General features: G+C 46.6%; 15 protein-coding genes. 2 read left to right on the top strand and 13 right to left on the bottom strand.

The genetic code is table 11. The annotated features are described in order from the left end of the window. Nucleotides 1–138: 138 nt before the first annotated feature. From ASG85_RS16260 to ASG85_RS16195, 13 genes are all read right to left on the bottom strand, one after another. The gene (locus tag ASG85_RS16260) at nucleotides 139–1281 is read right to left on the bottom strand and encodes a GntR family transcriptional regulator (RefSeq protein WP_057303489.1); all 1143 of its coding nucleotides are present in this window, start codon (nucleotides 1279–1281) and stop codon (nucleotides 139–141) included. Nucleotides 1282–2137: 856 nt separating this feature from the next. Then, nucleotides 2138–4717, bottom strand: coding sequence for an RNA polymerase recycling motor HelD (gene helD / locus ASG85_RS16255; RefSeq protein WP_060646931.1), 2580 nt, complete (start codon nucleotides 4715–4717; stop codon nucleotides 2138–2140). A 210-nt stretch (nucleotides 4718–4927) separates the two neighbouring features. Beyond that, complete coding sequence (locus ASG85_RS16250) at nucleotides 4928–5812, bottom strand: DinB family protein (RefSeq protein WP_162251235.1); 885 nt, start codon at nucleotides 5810–5812, stop codon at nucleotides 4928–4930. 64 nt (nucleotides 5813–5876) lie between these two features. Next, nucleotides 5877–6539, bottom strand: coding sequence for a bifunctional 2-keto-4-hydroxyglutarate aldolase/2-keto-3-deoxy-6-phosphogluconate aldolase (locus tag ASG85_RS16245; protein ID WP_056833998.1), 663 nt, complete (start codon nucleotides 6537–6539; stop codon nucleotides 5877–5879). Between the two features lie 29 nt (nucleotides 6540–6568). Continuing rightward, complete coding sequence (locus ASG85_RS16240) at nucleotides 6569–7546, bottom strand: sugar kinase (RefSeq protein WP_060646929.1); 978 nt, start codon at nucleotides 7544–7546, stop codon at nucleotides 6569–6571. 638 nt (nucleotides 7547–8184) lie between these two features. Continuing rightward, nucleotides 8185–9696 carry a glycerol kinase GlpK gene (gene glpK, locus ASG85_RS16235; RefSeq protein ID WP_057303486.1) on the bottom strand — a complete coding sequence of 504 codons (1512 nt, stop codon included), beginning with the start codon at nucleotides 9694–9696 and terminating at the stop codon, nucleotides 8185–8187. 168 nt (nucleotides 9697–9864) lie between these two features. Next, a complete protein-coding gene (locus ASG85_RS16230; protein ID WP_060646927.1) occupies nucleotides 9865–10725 on the bottom strand; it encodes an inositol monophosphatase family protein in 861 nt (286 codons plus the stop codon). A gap of 189 nt (nucleotides 10726–10914) precedes the next feature. Then, nucleotides 10915–11685 (bottom strand): enoyl-ACP reductase FabI, encoded by a 771-nt coding sequence (gene fabI, locus ASG85_RS16225; protein ID WP_029194483.1) that lies wholly within the window; start codon nucleotides 11683–11685, stop codon nucleotides 10915–10917. Nucleotides 11686–11785: 100 nt separating this feature from the next. Continuing rightward, on the bottom strand, nucleotides 11786–12775 hold the full coding sequence (gene uvsE, locus ASG85_RS16220) for a UV DNA damage repair endonuclease UvsE (protein WP_060646925.1): 990 nt from the start codon (nucleotides 12773–12775) through the stop codon (nucleotides 11786–11788). A gap of 141 nt (nucleotides 12776–12916) precedes the next feature. Beyond that, nucleotides 12917–13234 (bottom strand): hypothetical protein, encoded by a 318-nt coding sequence (locus ASG85_RS16215; RefSeq protein ID WP_060646923.1) that lies wholly within the window; start codon nucleotides 13232–13234, stop codon nucleotides 12917–12919. A gap of 1056 nt (nucleotides 13235–14290) precedes the next feature. After that, nucleotides 14291–14608, bottom strand: a complete 318-nt coding sequence (locus ASG85_RS16205; protein ID WP_057303481.1) for a hypothetical protein — start codon at nucleotides 14606–14608, stop codon at nucleotides 14291–14293. A 6-nt stretch (nucleotides 14609–14614) separates the two neighbouring features. Continuing rightward, nucleotides 14615–15763 carry a D-alanine--D-alanine ligase gene (locus tag ASG85_RS16200; RefSeq protein ID WP_060646918.1) on the bottom strand — a complete coding sequence of 383 codons (1149 nt, stop codon included), beginning with the start codon at nucleotides 15761–15763 and terminating at the stop codon, nucleotides 14615–14617. 39 nt (nucleotides 15764–15802) lie between these two features. After that, nucleotides 15803–16822 carry an amidase domain-containing protein gene (locus ASG85_RS16195; RefSeq protein ID WP_060646917.1) on the bottom strand — a complete coding sequence of 340 codons (1020 nt, stop codon included), beginning with the start codon at nucleotides 16820–16822 and terminating at the stop codon, nucleotides 15803–15805. A gap of 195 nt (nucleotides 16823–17017) precedes the next feature. Here ASG85_RS16195 and acnA point away from each other — a divergent pair, with 195 nt between their 5' ends. Both acnA and sleB read left to right on the top strand, forming a co-directional pair. Then, on the top strand, nucleotides 17018–19735 hold the full coding sequence (gene acnA / locus ASG85_RS16190; RefSeq protein ID WP_057303478.1) for an aconitate hydratase AcnA: 2718 nt from the start codon (nucleotides 17018–17020) through the stop codon (nucleotides 19733–19735). Between the two features lie 231 nt (nucleotides 19736–19966). After that, entirely contained in the window at nucleotides 19967–20623 is a 657-nt protein-coding gene (gene sleB / locus ASG85_RS16185; RefSeq protein WP_060646915.1) for a spore cortex-lytic enzyme, read from the top strand. Nucleotides 20624–20715: the final 92 nt, after the last annotated feature.

Genomic DNA, 20715 nt, shown 5'->3' with positions numbered 1-20715 from the left:
ACGCCTTGGTTTGATTATAACTATATAACACTAATAAATATATCATATATATCAATTATTTCAATGTTTTAAGAAGAAAAATACAAGCAAAAAAACTGACCTCGGCTGCAATGCCAACGATCAGTCTCATTCGTTCTCTTATTCTTGCGGAAGTACTGGACCCGATGTCTGTTTGATAACCAATCTCGGCTCCAAGACCACTCTGCTATTTTTAAGTTGAGTTCGATTCCCTTTTATAGTGTCCATAATCAGTTCTCCAGCCCTAGCCCCTATTTCGCCCTCGTTTTGGTCGATATATGTGAACAGACTTAGCTCATCCATCATCGGACTCGGATTATCAAAGGTCACGATGGACAAATCTTCCGGCACGCGGAGCCCTTCACGCTTGGCGATGGACAAAATATGTACACCTAGGTTTCCGTTCAGCGCAATGTATGCGGTTGCCATCCGGTTCTTGATAAACCGATATAAAGGGTGCTCTTGATTAACAGATGAAAGCGGGGATGCAAAATCCGTCAAGAATAAGGCCGGGTTGATCATCTCGCCTTTATCCCTGAGTGCGCTGATGTAGCCATTCACCCGATCTTCCACGGATACCGTGGGTTGAGGCGAATCGGAACAAATTGCGATGTTGCGGTGACCAAGGTCCCACAAGTGATCTACAGCCAGTTTAGCTGCCAGCGCGCTGTCGGAATAAACCGTGTTCGTCTCCACGCCAGGCAAATATCTGTCAATGAGGACAAAAGGATAGTCCGTCATTTTGAGTGTAATGATTTCCTCATTATAGACTTCAGCATCCACTGGAAAAATGATCAGGCCAGCTACTTTATCTTTCAAATCCCGAATGATTTCCTTTTCCCGCTCCTTTGAATTGAAAGAGAACATCATTAGCAGCGCGTAGCCGCTATTCTCAAGAACGGAAGTAATGCCCCGGATCAACCGGATAGCAAAAAAATCATCAACGAATGGAAAAATAAGCCCGATCTTCGGACGATCCGAGTGATTAACGGACGGCGTTTGAACGGCAACTGTCTTCGCAGTTGGAATATAAGTTTCTGGAATACCCTTAACAAAGGTCCCCCGCCCCGGAATGCGGTAAATCCAACCTTCCCGAGCAAGCTCATTCAACGCGTTGGCTACCGTGATCCGGCTTACATTAAACTGTTCGAGAATTTCCTTCTCGGTCGGAATCTTGTCGTCTTCTTGCAATTTTCTAGAGCTGATCAGTTCTTTAAAATGGTTTTGAATCTGAATATATAGCGGTTCCCTGTCTGTGCTCATCCTACTACAAGCCTCCAAGATTACTCTCATATATAGTTATAAAGATCTCATATCAAATATAGCATATTGCCTTAAGCATTTCCAAACCATTTCTGTCAAAACCCCGTATGATAAAAAGAAATTTATGTATTCTATTCATTTATAATAATTTGTTATATAGTATATATTGTTTATGTTTTTTGGACTTTATCCGAAGGGAGGAAATATGACAGATACACGAGGTCTTCATGCTGGATGAGTAGCTGATATGGATCTCGCTTCAACTTGCGATTACTCGTAATTCCACATGTTCAAATCAACCGCCATGTCGCCATCGTCGTAAGCCTATTCGATCCTTTTGAGAATGCAGGAGCAGGCGAAAGCGGAGAACTGATTGGATAAAAATAAAAATAACCCTTTTGCAAACCTTGCAGAAGGGTTATTCCTTATGTGAAGCTCCTTTTTCCATGGTAAAAAGTTGCTGTGGGACGGAATTGTTGTATTTTCCGCAACAATTCACACGCCTAAAGGATATTTTGCAACTTGTTGTTGCAGTCTGTACAACATTCCCGAGTCCATTTGGTGCGAAATGACCTGTATCGGACAAAATTGTTGTACATTATGCAACAACGAAGGGAGAGAGGCGTGATTTAGGCAGCAATTGTTGCACTTTTTACAACATCATTCAGCCGCAAATGCGGATTCATTCATCCTGCAACCTTTATTGAGCATATATGACGATTGATCCCAATTTAAGATACCTCATAAAGAACATAACCTCACCTCTTTCATAGTTCCAGTAGAGGTAAGGCCTGCAAAGTCACCAAAAGAGGTAAAGCTGCAAACTCACCAAAAGAGGTAAGGCTGCAAACTCACATTAAACCAGCTCATACGTATCTTGCGGTTGATCCGTGATAAAGCTGCTTGGCTCGCCTAGCGAGAACATACATAGCTCGTGCATAGCCCGGGTGCAAGCAGTGTAGAACAGCTTGCGTTCGTTTTCATGTCCGTACTGATGACGGGAACCGTCATAGATGAGTACGGCATCGAACTCTACCCCCTTCGCCAGATACGAAGGGATGACGAGCACGCCCGACTCGAAGGTCGGGCTATGTTTGGTGATGAGCCCCAGAGGCACTTGCAGTTGGGGCTCTAGGGCTTGGTGCGCGAGCTTGCTCTCGCTCGCGGTTTTGGCGATGATCGCGATGGAGGCATAGCCTTCGCCTAGCAGCCGAGCAATCTCGGCTGTCAGCAGGCTATGCAGCGTTCCGCGATCGCTGACCTTGATCACCCGCGGCTTTGCGCCGCCGCGGGTGAAGGGCTCTATGGCATCGCCGCCAGGCACGATGCCGCGAGTGAACTCCACGAGCTCTCGCGTGGAGCGGTAGCTGCGGTGCAAACGGATAACCTCCGTTTGCTCCGGCCCATACAAAGCGGCGATCGGATCGATTTCGCTGTACGCGGAAGCGTGCGAATAGATCGCCTGGTTCAGATCCCCGAGCGCTGTCATCCGGCAGCGCGGAAAGAGCCGTTTCAGGTAGGCCAGCTGAAACGGAGAATAATCCTGCGCCTCGTCGATGATCACGTGGCGTACGGAGCCGTTCGTCTGGAAGCCGCAGACCGCTTCCATCAGGTATAAGAACGGCGTCGCGTCCTCATACGGCAGCCTAGCCTCCGCCAGCTTCTTCAGCGTCCGCTCGCAGATTGCCGACCAATAGGGCGGCTTATTCTCTATAGAATTCCTCTGATTCCTTAGCTGACTCTCTTGATTCTCTACAGGACTCTTCTGATTCCCTAGCTGACTCCCTTGATTCTCTATAGGACTCCCCTGTTTCTCTAGCTGACTCCTCTGGTTCCCCAGTTGACTCCCTTGATTCTCATTAGGACTCCGCTGACCCGCCTTCACTTCCTGATCGGCTTCCTCTTCACGAATCTCATCACGAAACAATTGCCCATACAATCCACTCAGATCTACAAACTTAAGCCGCTTCACAGCGTCCCGCACTGGTTTCAAATGCTCCTTGATAACGATGTGTGCAAGCAGAACTCTCTCCTGATCAAAATCATCAAATGTGGCTCCCTGACCCCGCTCTATTTTACGCAGTTTTAAATAAGCAAGATGGTAATCTTCACTACTTAGAAGCTCAATCTCCTCATCGACCCAAGCTGCTTCCAGCTGAAGCTCTGCAAAGATCTCTAACTGTTCCAGAATCCAGCCCCGCATCAATTCCAATCGGTTCGGCAGCCGAATGGCCGGATCATAGCTGTAAAACCGCTCTACCAATCGAGCAGCGCTCAGCACTTCTTTTTCACGAAACTTAATAGGGTTAAATAGCATATCTGTATGCATCAACCGCTCCTGATAAGCATGAATGACAGCAAGGAACTCCAGCGAAGACTTGTAATGAATTCCGCTTAAACGAGCATTGTAAGCACATTCCTCATCCCGTTGTGGGATAATCTCCTCAACCGTCTCTCCTTTTCCAGATGAACGCCCCCTAGCTAACACATACTCTAATTGCGTAAATGAGTCCTCCACATCAAACTCTTCACCCAAACGATGCTCTAAATAGGCCTGATAGGTCGTTTGCTGCATATTTTCTTCGCCTAATTCCGGTAATACCGTGGATACATAGTGATTGAAAAGCGGATTTGGTGAAAATAGCACCATCTGGTCAGAGCTTAGCTGATCTCGGTGCTTATATAGTAAGTAGGCGACTCTTTGCAGAGCAGCCGAAGTTTTCCCGCTACCAGCTACCCCCTGCACGATGAGCATTCGTGCTTTGTCGTTTCGAATAATGCGATTTTGTTCTTTTTGAATCGTCGCCACGATTGTCTTCATTTGCGCATCAGAGCTTCGACTGAGCACTTGCTTCAGCAACTCGTCTCCGATCGTCACTCCAGTATCAAACATCAGCTGAATATGGCTATCGCGAATGACGAATTGACGTTTCAACAGCATCTGTCCTTCTATCATGCCGTTCGGTGTTGTAAAGGCTACTTCCCCGGGCGCATAATCGTAATAAAGGCTGGATATGGGAGCTCGCCAATCATAAACCAGGTAGTGATCCTCCTGCTCATCCAAAAAGCCAGCAATGCCTAGATAAATGGCTTCTCCTTGTCTCTCGTGCCGCTCGATGAAATCGATACGACCAAAATAAGGGGAATTCACAAGTCTTTTTAACTTTCCTAAAGATGCTGTTGCCTGTCGATGAGTACGTTCTCGCTCAGAAAGCACCTCCGCTTGCTGCCGCATACTTGCGATCGATTCAGCCGCATCTTCTGTCGTACTCATATCCATCGTGACTTCATCCCAATAATGCTTGCGAATCTCAACAACATCCGATTGAACCTTGCCAACCTCATCCTCTAACCCTGTAATTCTGATGCGCATCTTTGCTGTTACTTCTTGAACTCTCTGTTCCTCATCTGCCCAATACTGCTCAGTTAAATTCATTAAAACACCTCTTTTCAGACCATGTAAAATGCAAATTTGACACGAAGGCTGTCTTGATGCTATAATTATATTAGGATAATAATGTTATTTAATACATTTTTTCCTAATCAATCTTTATCATATCAATTTGCCTGCCTAAAATCAACAAATAAACCCAAGAGCTTGTGCGCTTGGGCTTTTCTTCGTTTTTATAGAATGCCGTAACCGAAATTAACATCCGTGAAGTTCACGAATTCGCTCCACCGCCCGTACATGGTGCCTAGCATGTCCTGCCATCATTTTGAGCAAGCTTGCAACCGACTCTTCGCGATTATTTGTAGTTATAACTGTGCGCTCAAGCGCACCAGGCAAATGTTCACATAATCCAAGGATATGCTGTCTCAAACTACGAAACAGCTGCACTTCGTTTGTAATTGGCCTCGCCGCATAATGAAGACTAACACTCCAATCGTCCTGCGAAAAACGATTTCCTTGGTAGGTACGGCCCGGCTCTGCTAGGGCAAATTTCACTTTGTGAATCGTGACTAATTCCAAATCAATCAGGTGCAGCACTTGTTCACGAACCGACCATTTGCCCGGTGCTTCCGTTAAATTGAGCTGCTTTTCAGACAAACCATCTACAGCACATTCCAACTCGTCTATTCCTTCAGCGTACATCTTCGTAATTTCATCGTCAGAAGCAAATAGTTCCTCCCAGAAAACGAAGGTATACCCATCAACGGCGGGAACGAAAACCTTACGAATATGCCCCTTTTCTTCTTCTTTTCTCAGCTCATTCCATCCGTTTTCTTGTAAGCTTTTTTCCACTTCGTTAACGGAGCTAACTCCTATATAAACGAGATCCCCCGCTCGCGGACTGAAAGGCTTTGGCTGCAACCAACGAGTTAAGTAAGCCTCTAGTACTTCATGCTCCTGCTTGGTTAGCTGACCTCTCTGAACCATAACAACTTCATCGTTCAACCAAATGCGAATCAACGCTGCATGGCCCGCAGGAGCTTCCTCCACCAACTCCCAACCAAGCTGTCTTGTATAAAAAGACACCGACTTCTGAAGATTATCGACCTGCAGCAGCAGCCTCGCTTTGCCATGACTCATAGTTTCTTTTCCTTTCATCAAAAAAATACGCTCCGTCATCATTTCGACGGAGCGTACGGATTTCCTACTTCTTGGCCGCTTTGTAGGCCTCGATATATTGAGCTGCCTTGTCAGCAACAAGGCTGTAGTTACGGGTTTTGACGGCTTCGCTAGTCAAATCAGAACCAATGCCGACAGCAACGGCGCCGGCCTGGATCCACTCGCCGAGGTTGCTCAGCGAGACGCCGCCGGTCGGCATGATGTTCGCCTGCGGCAGCGGACCTTTAATGGCCTTAATCATCGCGGGCGAGTAGAGATTGCCCGGGAAGAGCTTAACGATATCGACGCCGAGCTCAAGCGCCGTCTGAATCTCTTGAATCGTCATGCACCCTGGCATGACGGGCACTCTATAACGGTTGCAGAGCTCAACCGTTTTCGGGTTAAGCGATGGGCCAACGACGAACTCGGCCCCGCTGAGGATCGCGGCACGCGCCGTCTCGGGGTCAAGGGCTGTGCCCACCCCGATGATCGCGTACTTGGCCGCGTCCTGCGCTGTGCTCGAGTAGCGCTTCGCGAGCTCCTCGATCGCGCGCAGCGCGAAAGGCACGGTCATTGTGACCTCGATGACCTTAATCCCGCCGGCAATGGCTTGATCCGCCATTTCCACGACTTCTTCTGGCGTATCGCCACGTAGAACGGCAACGACACCTTCACTTGATATTTGTTGGATAAGTTTAATTTTTTTCATTAGAATCTACACCCTTCTTTTTCAAGCATTTAACGTTCTATATGTTTAACATCGTTAAGTACGGCATCCACTTGATCCCAAGTCGGAGCGCCTTCCCAGTCTCCCTCGGTCTGAACGATCAGGGAGCCCACAAGGTTGCCGATGCGCACGGCTTCCGCATATTCATACTCTTTTAACAAGCCAACCAAAAAGCCCGCACAGAACCCATCACCCGCTCCAACGGTATCGACCACATGCTCCGCTTTGAAATAAGGAACTGCTGTAACGCTGTCAGAGGTTACGACGTACGTCTCATTTTCCCCGCCTTTGACGATGGATATCGCTGATAATTCACGCAGCTTGCTCACGATAACATCCCAGTCCTCTGTCTGGTAGAGCAGCTTCAATTCATCTAAACCAGGTAAGAAAATATCAGACAGCTTAGCTAGTTCTAACAGCACGGGACGTGCCTCTTCCACACTCCAAAGCTTCAAACGCAAATTAGGATCAAAGCTGACCTTGACGCCATGCTTACGAGCCATTCGAACAGCTTCGAAAGCCGCCTCTTTACAAGATTCGCTTAAGGCAGGAGTGATGCCTGTGATATGCAATATTTTGGCCCCAGCGATATAAGCCTCATCCAGATGCTTCGCACTCATGTGACTAGCAGCTGAATTTTTACGATAGTAGTAAACAGACGTTTTACCCATTAGTACTTCGCGCATCATCAGTCCCGTAGGCGCTTCTGCTGTCAGCTCAGCGCGTGAAACATCGACGCCTTCACCACGGATTTTTTTGAAAATCATGCGACCTAATGGATCTTTGCCTAACCGTCCAAACCAGCCAACCTTGCAACCAAGGCGCGATATGCCAATAGCAACATTACTTTCGGCACCACCAAACAAGCTATGAAGCTCAGATGAGTACTCCAGTCCCTTGCCACTGGAAGGCATGAGCAGTGCCATCGTTTCCCCAAAAGTAATGATATCTGGGCCAGATCCTGAATGCGATTGTGTATTTGCTGTCATAGAAGCTCTCCATCCATTTCCCGATCACGCCTGTGCGTGTCCAGTTAATTAATTGAAACGTTTAAATATACGATATACCTCATATTATAGTCCATGTTGAGCGTTTACACCAGACTTGACTTACCGTGTTAATAGCTCGAGAACCTCGATCAAGTGACGGATAATTTCAACAATCTCTCTCCCGTTCTCCCCCCTTCTGAAAGCTGCCTAGATAAGCGAATTTTTAAAAAAAGTAAGTTTGTAAAGGTTATTTCATAGAAAGTTACGCCGAAGACGTATATGTTTAAACTATCGATAGTCCAAGTTGTATTTTGTGCAACAATACACCTTCCTTACGCCAGAGTAGCCTGCTATTGTTGTGTTTCGTACAACAATTCGAGCTTAAAACGCCAATTTCTGAGCGATTCGCACCAAAATGTTGTACTCGGTACAACAAAAAGCCAATTTGTCCAAAGAAACCGCCGGATTGTTGCACAAAATACAACAGTTCGACGGGCAAGAGATAATCTCTAGTCGGAATCGCAGCATTCGGAGTACTCAGGCCAATCAGGCAACCACAATTGATCCGTCTCATTGAAAAATACAGAAAAAAGAAAGCCACATTGTGACTCTCTTCTCCATGCTTTGCATCTATTCGATTAGGCCAATTGCTCTTTCTTCTGTTTATAGCCCATTGTTGCTTGAACCGCTGCTTTCCAGCCTTCATATAACCCATCGCGCTCAGCAGATTCCATGGTTGATTCGAACGTACGCTCAATCACTTTGTTCTGGATAATATCTTGCTTGCCTGCCCAGTAGCCAACAGCTAGACCAGCCAGATAAGCTGCGCCTAGCGCTGTCGTTTCCAGTACACGAGGGCGATCTACAGCTGCACCTAAAAGATTCGCCTGGAACTGCATCAGGAAGTTGTTCGCCACTGCGCCTCCGTCAACCGCCAGCTTTTGTAATTGGATGCCCGAATCAGCTTCCATTGCTTCCAGCACATCTTTCGTTTGGTAAGCTAAGGATTCTACCGCTGCACGTATAAAGTGGTCCTGCGTCGTTCCACGCGTCAACCCAAAGATCGCACCCTGAGCTTCCATATCCCAGTAAGGTGCACCTAGTCCTACAAAAGCAGGCACAAGATATACGCCGTCTGTGCTAGCCACATTCGTTGCATGCTTCTCAGAATCAGAAGCCTTCTCAATAAGTTTAAGACCGTCACGCAGCCACTGAATTGTAGCGCCCGCAACGAAAATGCTGCCTTCAAGCGCATACTCCACTTTACCATCCAAGCCCCATGCAATCGTAGTCAACAGTCCGTTTTGGGAAGCAACAGCTTTGGAACCCGTGTTCATAAGCATGAAACAGCCTGTGCCGTAAGTATTTTTGGCCATCCCTTCTTCGAAGCAAGCCTGGCCGAACAATGCCGCTTGCTGGTCACCAGCGATTCCGGCAATCGGAATTTGAACTTCGAACAAACTTTTGGACGTCGCACCGTACACTTCACTGGAAGGACGCACATCGGGCAGCATGGATGCAGGGACATTCAGCATGTTAAGCAGCTCTTGATCCCATTGCAATTCGTGGATGTTGTACATCATCGTTCTCGATGCGTTGGAATAGTCTGTCACATGGACCTTACCATCGGTCAATTTCCAAATAAGCCAAGTATCGATGGTGCCGAACAACAATTGGCCGTTATCGGCTTTTTCTCTAGCACCTTGTACGTTATCCAATATCCATTTCACTTTCGTACCGGAGAAGTACGCATCAATGAGCAATCCTGTTTTCCGACGCACTTTAGGATCAAAGCCCTGTTCCTTCAGCTCATTACAAATGTCCATGGTTTGTCGACTTTGCCAAACGATTGCGTTGTACACGGGTTTGCCCGTAAGTTTATCCCAAACAACAGCTGTCTCGCGTTGGTTCGTGATCCCGATAGCTGCAATTTGGTGCGGATGCACATGATTTTGGACCAAAACTTCTTTGAGCACCTCAAGCTGCGTCTCCCAAATCTCCTCGGCATTATGTTCAACCCAACCTGGCTTCGGGTAAATTTGTGTAAACTCTTTTTGAGCAACACCCATAATGGCACCGGATTTATCAAATAAAATAGAACGAGAACTCGTCGTTCCTTGATCTAATGAAAGCACATATTTCTTTTCCATGGTTATCAGCCTCCAAAAATATATAAAAAAAAACAGCAAGCTATTCCAAATGCACGCATGGTAACGTACGATTTGAAATAAACTTGCTGTTCTCCTAAGCTCCGCAGCTAAATTAAATTATAGTCTTATATTACTTTAAATAGCTTGATTGTCAACAATAAATCGAGCTTACAAACCTGTCGCTCCCGCTTCAGCCAATTCCTGCTGAAGTTCGTCATGAATATGACCATTGGTAGCAAGCACATTTCGCACGGCAAGCTTGTATGGATTTCCAGCCGTATCGCTCACTTTACCGCCGGATTCTTGAATCAATAACGAGCCTGCAGCAACATCCCATGCACTAAGACCAATCTCCCAGAACCCGCTTAATCGTCCTGCTGCGACGTAAGCCATATGCAGCGCTGCTGATCCGCCCGAGCGAAGATTTCTTACCTTCGGCGCCAAAGCCAGCGTCCCTTTAAGATTGATCGGGAGCGCGCCGTCACGGTCTGCAGGGAAGCCGGTCGCCACCAAGCTCTCGGATAGCTTACTATCGAGGGAAACCGTCGTCTTATTGCCATGCATATAGGCGCCTTTCCCTTTTTCTGCGACGAACAGCTCATCACGAGAAGGGTCATAGACGACACCTACGATAATTTCACCCTTATGTGCCAGCGCAATCGAAACCGAGTAGAACGGAAAGCCGTGAACGAAGTTCGTCGTCCCATCAATCGGATCCACGATCCAGAGATACTCCTCCTCACTCATCGCTTGAAGGGCTTTGGCCGAAGCCGCTGGTCCAGGTTCCACGCCTTCCTCACCAAGAATGGAATGATCTGGGAAATGGGTCATAATCAAATTACGAATTAACTTCTCAGAACCTTTATCCACCTCAGTGACCAAATCTTGCGAAGAGTACTTCGTATCCACACGATTAATGTCCCCCAGCTTGCTCTTAATCCATTGCCCAGCCTTGGCTGCCGTATTAATGGCCACCGCTGTAAAGCTCTTACTGCCCACCACGAAAGGCTCCACCTTACTATCAACCATTTATATCAACTCTTTCTTTTCATTAATTTAATTGGTAACTCCAGTATAGTAAATTATACGTTTTAAATACTAGTGCGTTTCATCCCAAAATATTCGTATAATTTTACATTTTAACTAGAATCAGCCTGTTTTTTGCGTAAAAAAACCGTATCACCCATAAGGCAATACGGAATTTCTTAGTATGCGCGTTTAAATGCCAACGATATGATATCCACCGTCTACATAGATAACTTCACCTGTGATACCGCGGGAAAGGTTACTCATCAAGAACATTGCTGTGTCGCCGACTTCGGCTGTATCCGTTGTTTTGCGCAGCGGTGCTTTCTCTTCCACTTGGCGCAGGATGGAATTGAAGTCTTTGATGCCTTTGGCAGCCAAGGTACGAATCGGGCCAGCGGAGATCCCGTTGACGCGAATGCCGAATTGACCGAGATCATTTGCCAGGTAGCGCACGCTTGCTTCCAGCGCTGCTTTGGCAACGCCCATGACGTTGTAGTTCTTCATCGCGCGCTCAGCGCCGAGGTAAGTCATCGTCATGATGCTGCCGCCCTCTGTCATCAGCGGGTAAATCCGTTTTGATACCGCTACAAGGGAGTATGCGCTGATGTCATGCGCTAATGCGAAACCATCACGCGATGTGTCAACGAATAGCCCGTCCAGCTCTTCGGTTTTAGCAAAAGCAATACTATGTACAAGGCCGTGCAGCACACCGAACTTCTCTTTAAGTGTGGATGCAAGTGTTTCGATCTCAGCATCTACAGTTACATTGCAAGGCATCAAGGTTGAGCCTGGAATCGTGTCTGCGAGCTTGCGAACGCGTTCTTCAACACGCTCATTTTCAAACGTAAAAACAAGATTAGCTCCCTGTGCCGCTAAGGATTGAGCAATAGCCCAAGCGATGCTGCGGTCGTTGGCAACACCCATTACAAGTATATTTTTTCCGGTTAACAATTGACTCATGGTATTAAGAAGCCCCTCTCACAATGGATTGTGCGTCGTTCATTCCCACTCTCCAAAGTACCCCATTTTGTCCAACAATTCAAGAATTAAATCTGAATGCCTATAGCTGGATGGAGGCTTGATCGAGAACCTTGACTCCCTCTTGCATCTTGAGGTCTTCCATGAGGCGAAATAACGCTTCATCCTTCATCTTCGCTTCAATCATGATATCGAGATTTGGCGTGGCCGGCGCAATAGCACGTAGGAATGCGAAAAGAGGCCCTACCTCCACGTAGTCAGCATGACTTCTTGGATCACTTTCACTTTTTGGACTTGAAACGTGGATTTTCGGTGGGAGTAAGTTTGCGGCCTGTTCCGACTGCTCACTCTCCTGTCTAGACCACGTTTGTCGGATCCGCGGCCAGAGATCTGCCGCATCCTCCCCGTTGTTGTTGACCGCATGATGATGAATATCCAGCACCATAGGCGCTCCCACCTTTTCTGCAATCTCAAGTGTCTCTTGCGCAGTAAAGGTTTTATCATCATTCTCAAGGGTGATCCGCCTCTGAATGTCAGGGCGCAGCGCGGAAAAATTCTGAATAAATCGCTTAGCAGCTTTCTCTTTATCGCCGTAAGAACCACCTACATGAATATTGCACATGGCTTCCATACCCAGTCCCATCGCGTTAAGCATAGCCGTATGCCGCTCTAGATCCTCCACTGATTTCTGCAGCACATCTTCCTTTGGCGTACTCAGGACGGTGAAATGATCCGGATGAAAGCTTACGCGCATGCCAGACTGCTTAGCGTAGCTGCCAAGCTCTTGGAATTCAGCAGAAAGCGTAGTAATTGGGTCCCAATCACCTAACATTTCATGTCCAATGAGAGGGATCAGCCTGGAGGAAAAGCGAAATACCATGATGTCATGCGCACGGTTGTGCCTGAGCAATCTAAGCGTATTATGCAAGTTTTCGGCGCCAAGCCGCTCTAGCTTCCGAATGGCCGCATCTCGATCCAGAAGCTTGCTGAAGTTCGTGACTGTCATCGTTTTGGAAGGGGACGCGTTCTTGACTACCGTCGACATAGCCACATACCCAAGGCGAATAATCATGCAAAGGTTAACCTCCAAGAAGAGTATGAAAGATAAACGGCTTACATCGTCCTATTGAACGAATGCATTTGTTATAATTGATGCAAAAATTCCTTTCATAGGGTACCCTCTGAAGGAGCAGCACATACACAACTCACCTAATTAGGATGAGATGGATGTTATGATTTTGAAGCTGATAAAAGACGAGATCGCCAGTGGCAGCAGGCTTAACGCTAACATACCGAACTTGGTGCCTCGATCTTCTTTTCGCAAACACATATAATTTCCGATAAACCAAACTAACAAGTAGACGCAAAGTACCCCCGCAGCCATATACCGAGCCTGCATCGTTGGAGGCGACATAAAGCCATAAAACCCAAAGATCAAATAAATAAGTACATATGGAGTTGGTATACCTAAGCCAATATTGAAAAGCCAATAGGCAATAAACTTCCTGTCCGTCAAGAACGTTTGTCTCATCCTTTTCACACTCCAATCTGAATATCTCCTAAGTACATTGTAGTTCTTCAAGCTAAATAGAATAAGTACTAAGTTCTTGTAGTACCTATGGAGAGAGCGACTTTTGGCGTGGAGGTACTTTACCCCTAACGCTTATATTAGTGATGAAATACATCCCTAGAGAGTGGCGAACGGACTATATATCTGCACGACCTCATCGTGTAAGCATGTTTTTCATCGCTATGAAGGTGATTTTCCACCTCGCGCATACGTTAGTGATGAAAATCATCCTTACGGAGCGGAAAATGGACTATTTCGGCTGCAGCCTCTTCATGTAAGCATGTTTTTCATCGCTATGGAGGTACTTTTCCGCTTCGCGCATACGTTAGTGATGAAAATCATCCTTACAGAGCGGAAAATGGACTATTTTAGCTGCAGCCCCATCATGTAAGCATGTTTTTCATCGCTATGGAGGTACTTTTCCACCCCGCGCAAACTTTAGTGATGAAAAACATCATTACGGAGCGGAAAATGGACTATTTCAGCTGCAAGCTCATCATGTAAGCATGTTTTTCATCGTTAAGGAGTTACTTTTCCGCTTCGTGCATATGTTAGTGATGAAAATCATCCTTATGGAGCGGAAAATGGACTATTTCGGCTAAGACTCAACTATGTAGGAATGTTTTTCATCGTTATGGAGGCACTTTTCTTTCCCCACGCATACTTTAGTGATGAAAATCATCCTTACAGAGCGGAAAATGGACTATTTCGGCTGCAAGCTCATCATATAAGCATGTTTTTCATCGTTAAGGAGTTACTTTTCTGCTTCCCGCATACTTTAGTGATGAAAATTATCCTTACGGAGCGGAAAATGGACTATCTCGGTTGAGACTCAACCATGTAGGCATATTTTTCATCGCTATGGAGGTACTTTTCCACCCCGCGCAAACTTTAGTGATGTAAAACATCATTTACAGAATGTAAAATGGACTATTTCGGAACTGCAAGATTGCTCCAACAGTGAAATATCCGCAAAAAAAGACACCGCCCATATCGGACGATGTCTTCTAATTAAAGCTATGCTTGCTCACCGAAAAACATCTCATAAGCAAGTGAGGTTTGGATCCGTGACTCTTCTTCCGTCAGACGGCGAATGAGCTCCATCTCCACTTGCGTCACTTCATCTCCTTGGAAATTGATTTCCGCAATGGAGGCAACGATTCGGACAATGGCTATCGCTTGATTCTCAGGCGTATAGGCAATGACCTTCTGACCGGTTGGGAAGACGCGGAAGCCGCTCTTCACCATTTTACCGCGGCCGTACTCTAGAAGCTCATAAAGCTCCTGCGCGGACTTGAACTTGCAGACTGAATTGAACTCCGTTTGAAATCCCATTTGCATCTACTCCACATCAAAAGAATATTGGATACTCTGCTTCGCTGTATGCCGTTCGATAGCTAGACGAATAAGATCATCGAGAAGTTCTGTATATGGTTTACCGGTTTCTTTCCATAGCAGCGGGTACATGCTGAATGGTGTAAAGCCCGGCATCGTATTGATTTCGTTGATATAGATCTTCTGATCGATTTTGCCTAAGAAAAAATCAACTCGCGATAAGCCGCTGCCGTCCACAGCCAGGAATGCTTGAAGCGCCAGCTGTCGGATCTGCTCGGACGTTTCTTCTGGAATGTCTGCAGGAATAACCATCGCTGATTTGCCGTCCATATATTTCGCTTTATAATCGTAAAATTCGTTCGAGGACACGATTTCACCAGCAACCGAAGCAATTGGTTCATCATTGCCCAAAACGGCGACTTCAATCTCGCGGGCGTCGATATTCTCTTCAATAATGACTTTGCGATCATATTGGAAAGCGAAGTTGACCGCTTTAATTAATTCTTCTTGATTTCTTGCTTTGGAAATACCGACACTGGAGCCTAGATTAGCCGGCTTCACGAAGCACGGATATCCGATAGCCGTTTCGAGCTCGATCAGGTGATATGCACGGTTCTTTTCCCACTCGGTACGTGTGAAATGACGGAAAATACACTGCGGAAGCCCTTCTTGTGCGAAAACCTTCTTCATCATGACTTTATCCATCCCGACAGCTGATGCAAGCACGCCTGCACCTACATATGGAATGTTCGCCATTTCAAGTAATCCTTGAATGGTCCCATCTTCGCCGAATGTGCCATGTAAAAGCGGGAAAATAACATCTAAGCCTGTGTCCTTTATACCAGCTGTATTAGTTGCAGCTATAGCCACATCCCCTTTTGTCTGAATGGACCCGAATATGGGGGCCAAAGCATTGGAAACAGGTGCGGCTGCAGCGGTAACTCCACTACTAAATGTCAGTACTTCCTTGGATTCAGCCGGACCTAGTAGGGGGGCACCGCTTCTCCATTCGCCTTTTTTGGATATATAAAACGGTGTAATCTCATATTTATTGAAGTCCAAAGCTTTCATAACCGCCAATGCTGTTTGCAGGGACACGTCATGCTCTCCGGATTTCCCCCCATAAATTAGTCCAATTCGTATTTTGCGGCTCATTACGTACCTCCGTCTAGTATTTGCATTTCCTCTTCCTATTTACATCTGATCAGCGACCCGAAAGAAAACGTACTTCGTCCTCTCTGTCCAAGCAGGTGAATCCTTATAAGCCCAATAGCGATTACGGCTATTATATGTATGCGCATTGACCAGCGGCATCCCGTTAGCATCTTTGCCTATCACAATCGTATTGTGCTGAAAGCGGCCATCGCCATCCCAGTCGTAGCTAATTGTATCTCCCGGTTGAAGCTCTCTCGGATCATTGACCGCATGCCCTTGCAGACCTCTGCGGCTATGGGAGAGGAATGTTTGCAGGCTATTGGCAACAGCCCAACTAAAGCTCCAAAGCTCTTGATTGCCTTTTTTGCCAGCATACCACCAGCCCAAATCCCTTTTCCCAGTATAGTCCATTGGAGCCCCGCCTGCAAAGAGGCATTGCGATACAAAATTCGTACAGTCGACTTCAAATTCCTCGTATTTCGGATTCGGGGTTTGCCACCAAGTTTCTGCATACTGGACCACTTTGGCACGATTATAAATGATTTTGCGGGGAGCTGATTCCTGAGCACCGCTGTTGAGTATACTATGATTAATATAAGGTAGTGAGGGCGCTCTGCGAAGCCCATCCACAAAACCTTCATAATCAGGCAAAAAGACGCCTCGCTGCTTGCTCGGAAGCGACTTTTCTCCATGGAGAGGTTCTGTATATCGGACCTGCCAGCAGTTCGCCGCGTTGCCAATGAACACACGTTCAGGTTCAATACGTTCCTCTAGGTGTTCGATGGACCCAATCCGATAGTTTAGAAACCGATGTAATTGGATATCCGCGATAATCACTTGTGGCGATTCTTTAACACCAGTAAGACGAAGCTTTGTTTCTCCACGCAGCAATTTCGCATCACGGTCGCGGTAACTTTTCAGGAGCCTACGCACCTTGACATCCTGTTTCCGTACATAAGCGCTGTCTGAGACATAAGCTTCCATAGGTGCAGCAGAGCCTTCGATCTCTGCCTGGTTCTTAGCATGAACGTAGTTATAGAGCGCTGTTTTCCAGGACATCTTGGTATCCTCCTTAGGACGAGCCCGAATTGCTTTGAATTGATTCAATATATGACATTTTGACGGTAAAAATGATTGAAATTAATCTTTACTCATACACAGCGAAACGCTATACTTGATGTAGAGGGATTAATGAAATTGAGTTTCACTAGATGAAACCAATGGATGATCAATATTATTGAGGAGGAATTACCCATGTCCAATAAGGACTCTTTTTCTGTGCGTAAGCAGTTAACTGTGGGAACGAAATCGTTCCAGTATTACAGTCTTCCTGATTTTGAAAATCAAGGCCACGGAACCGTTAGCAATCTGCCTGTCTCCATTCGCGTTCTGCTTGAAGCCGCTATTCGTCAATTCGACGGTCGTGCTATTACAAGTGAACACGTTAAACAAATCGCTGGTTGGGCTGAAGGCCGCGATGAAAACAAAGAAATTCCTTTCATTCCTGCTCGTATCGTTCTTCAGGATTTCACAGGCGTTCCCGTCGTTGTTGACCTTGCGGCAATGCGTGCGACGATGGCTCGTGAAGGCGGAGATCCTAAACGGATCAACCCACTCGTTCCTGTAGACCTTGTTATTGACCACTCTGTTATGGTCGATGCTTTCGGATCCCCGGAAGCACTAGACTACAACATTAACCTAGAGTTCGAAAGAAACGAAGAGCGTTACCGTTTCCTGCGTTGGGCACAAACGGCATTCGATAACTTCCGTGCTGTTCCACCTTCAACAGGTATCGTTCACCAAGTTAACTTGGAGTACCTAGCTTCCGTAGCAGCTACAAAAACGATCGATGGTGAAACGGTTGTTTACCCGGACTCCCTCGTAGGTACAGATTCCCACACGACAATGATCAACGGACTTGGTGTTGTAGGTTGGGGCGTAGGCGGTATTGAAGCTGAGGCTGGTATGCTTGGACAACCGCTTTACTTCGTAGCTCCAGACGTTGTTGGTTTCAAATTGACAGGTCACCTGGCAGAAGGCGCTACCGCAACTGACTTGGCTCTGACTGTTACACAAATTTTGCGTAAAAAAGGCGTTGTTGGTAAATTTGTTGAGTTCTTCGGTCCTGGTCTAAGCAACATTTCGTTGGCTGACCGTGCAACAGTAGCGAACATGGCTCCTGAGTACGGCGCAACAATCGGTTTCTTCCCAGTCGACAACGAAACGTTGAACTACCTGAGAAGTACAGGTCGTGACGCAGATCAAATCGCACTCGTAGAAGCTTACTACAAAGCACAAGGTATGTTCCGTACAGACAGCACACCAGATCCTCAGTTCACTGATGTAATTGAACTTGATCTTGGCGCCGTAGTACCAAGCTTAGCTGGTCCTAAACGTCCGCAAGACCGTGTTGAGCTTACGAACATGAAGGAGTCTTTCAACTCCATCATCCGTACACCTATCGACAAAGGCGGCTATGGCCTTACCGATGAGAAAATCGAAGAAGTCGTTGATGTTGTTTATCCAAACGGCGAAACTGCCAAAATGGGCACAGGTTCAGTTGTCATCGCGGCAATCACTTCCTGTACAAACACATCAAACCCGAGCGTTATGCTAGGTGCCGGACTTGTGGCGAAAAAAGCGGTAGCTCGCGGTTTGAGAAAACCAGCTTTCGTTAAGAGCTCATTGACACCAGGTTCCCTGGTTGTTACCGAGTACTTGATTAAAGCAGGCTTGCTTGAGCCACTAGAAGCACTTGGCTTCCATGTTGCAGGCTACGGCTGCGCAACTTGTATCGGTAACTCCGGTCCGCTTCCAGAAGAAGTAAGCAAAGCCATCATCGACAACGATATGACTGTGGCTGCCGTTATTTCCGGTAACCGTAACTTTGAAGGCCGCGTACATGCTCAAGTGAAAGCAAACTACCTGGGATCACCTCCGCTTGTTGTTGCCTATGCACTTGCAGGAACAGTGAACATTGATTTGGCTAACGATCCAATCGGCTACGACCATAGCAATCAACCTGTCTACCTCAAAGACATTTGGCCTACAAACCAAGAGATTCAAGAAGCTCTTGGGATTGCAATGAGTGCTGACATGTTCCGTGATAAATATAGCAACGTATTCCGTGCGAATGAGCGTTTCAACCAAATCGCAATTCCGGAAGGCGATCTTTATGAGTTCGACAACAATTCCACTTACATTCAAGAGCCTCCGTTCTTCACAGATCTGGGCACGGTTCTGGATGATATCGCAGATATTCGCAATGCCAAAACATTAGCACTCTTGGAAGATTCCGTTACAACGGACCATATCTCCCCTGCCGGTAACATCAAAGTTGACAGCCCTGGAGGCCAATACCTGATTAACCATGGTGTGAAAAAAGAAGACTTCAACTCCTACGGTTCCCGTCGTGGTAACCACGAAGTCATGATGCGCGGAACGTTCGCGAACATCCGTATTCGTAACCAAGTGGCACCAGGAACAGAAGGCGGCGTAACAACTTACCTGCCAACTGGCGAAGTTGAATCCATCTATGATGCTTCCATGAAGTATCAAGCTGAAGGCCAAAACCTCGTAGTTATCGCGGGTAAAGAGTACGGAACTGGAAGCTCCCGTGACTGGGCAGCAAAAGGTACATTCCTACTCGGCGTCAAAGCCGTTATCGCGGAAAGCTTCGAGCGTATTCACCGCAGTAACCTTGTTGGTATGGGTGTTCTTCCACTTCAATTCCTTGAAGGAAATGGTTGGAAAACACTAGGTATCACAGGTCGTGAAACATTCGATATCACTGGTTTGAGCAACGATGTACAACCAGGTTCCACTGTAAAAGTAACAGCTACTCGTGAAGATGGTACAACTTTCGAGTTCAATGTACTTGTGCGTCTGGACAGCATGGTTGACGTAGATTACTACCGTAATGGCGGTATCCTGCAAACCGTTCTTCGTCAAATCATTTCTGAGAAAAACTAATACAGCAAAACACACACAAAACGCATTACACACAGCAAAAGTCCGGGATTGCCTTACATGGCGGTCTCGGACTTTTATTTTTTATAAAAAGACCAAATCAACAATTTTTGAGCTATATTTACAAACTAAATTCCCTTAGAGCGCCAAGCGTTTGGAGTACATTTCCAAATACTGCGGGTTGAGCCTCCCCTCCTCGGCACCTATACTGATAGGACGAAAGGGGAGATGAAGATGAAGTTGATAAAAAAACTCGTCCTTGTCGTGCTGTTAGCTTCAATGGGTCTAGGTTTTACTGTAAGTGAATGGAGCCTGCCGGCTTCTGCAGCAACGACATTGAAGCAAGGCAGTCAAAACGGTGATGTCTGGGACGCTCAGTTCCGACTCGAGACTTTAGGCTACTACCAGCAATCTGTGGATGGCAAATATGGTCCGATTACGGCCGCTGCTGTTCGCAATTTTCAATATAATTATGGTCTAACCGTTGACGGCATGATTGGAGCAAAAACATGGGAGGCTTTACGCAACTATTCGGTGAATCAAGCTGAATTGGATATGTTGGCGAAGGTGATTTACAGCGAGGCTCGCGGTGAGTCCTATGAGGGACAAGTTGCCGTTGGGGCCGTTGTCATGAATCGTCTACAATCGAGTAAGTTCCCGAGTTCCATCCAAGGCATTATCTTTGAACCTGGGGCTTTTACAGCCGTTAGTGACGGCCAATATTGGCTGAAGCCGGATTCGACAGCCTACATGGCAGCACAGGATGCTGTCCGGGGCTTAGACCCTACCAAGGGTGCCTTGTATTATTTTAATCCTAAAACTGCGACGAGCAAATGGATCTGGTCACGTCCGCAGACTGTGCGGATTGGGAATCATATTTTTGCTAGGTAATCAAAGAATAAAGATATAAGAAAAGCAAACACCTCTACCGAAGCCGCTCCATGGTGAGCAACCTCGCGTAGAGGTGTTTTTGCATAGATGTA

The sequence above is a fragment of the Paenibacillus sp. Soil724D2 genome (assembly GCF_001427935.1).
Classification (GTDB): Bacteria; Bacillota; Bacilli; order Paenibacillales; family NBRC-103111; genus Paenibacillus_E.
This window is presented reverse-complemented; position numbering and strand designations above follow the sequence as displayed.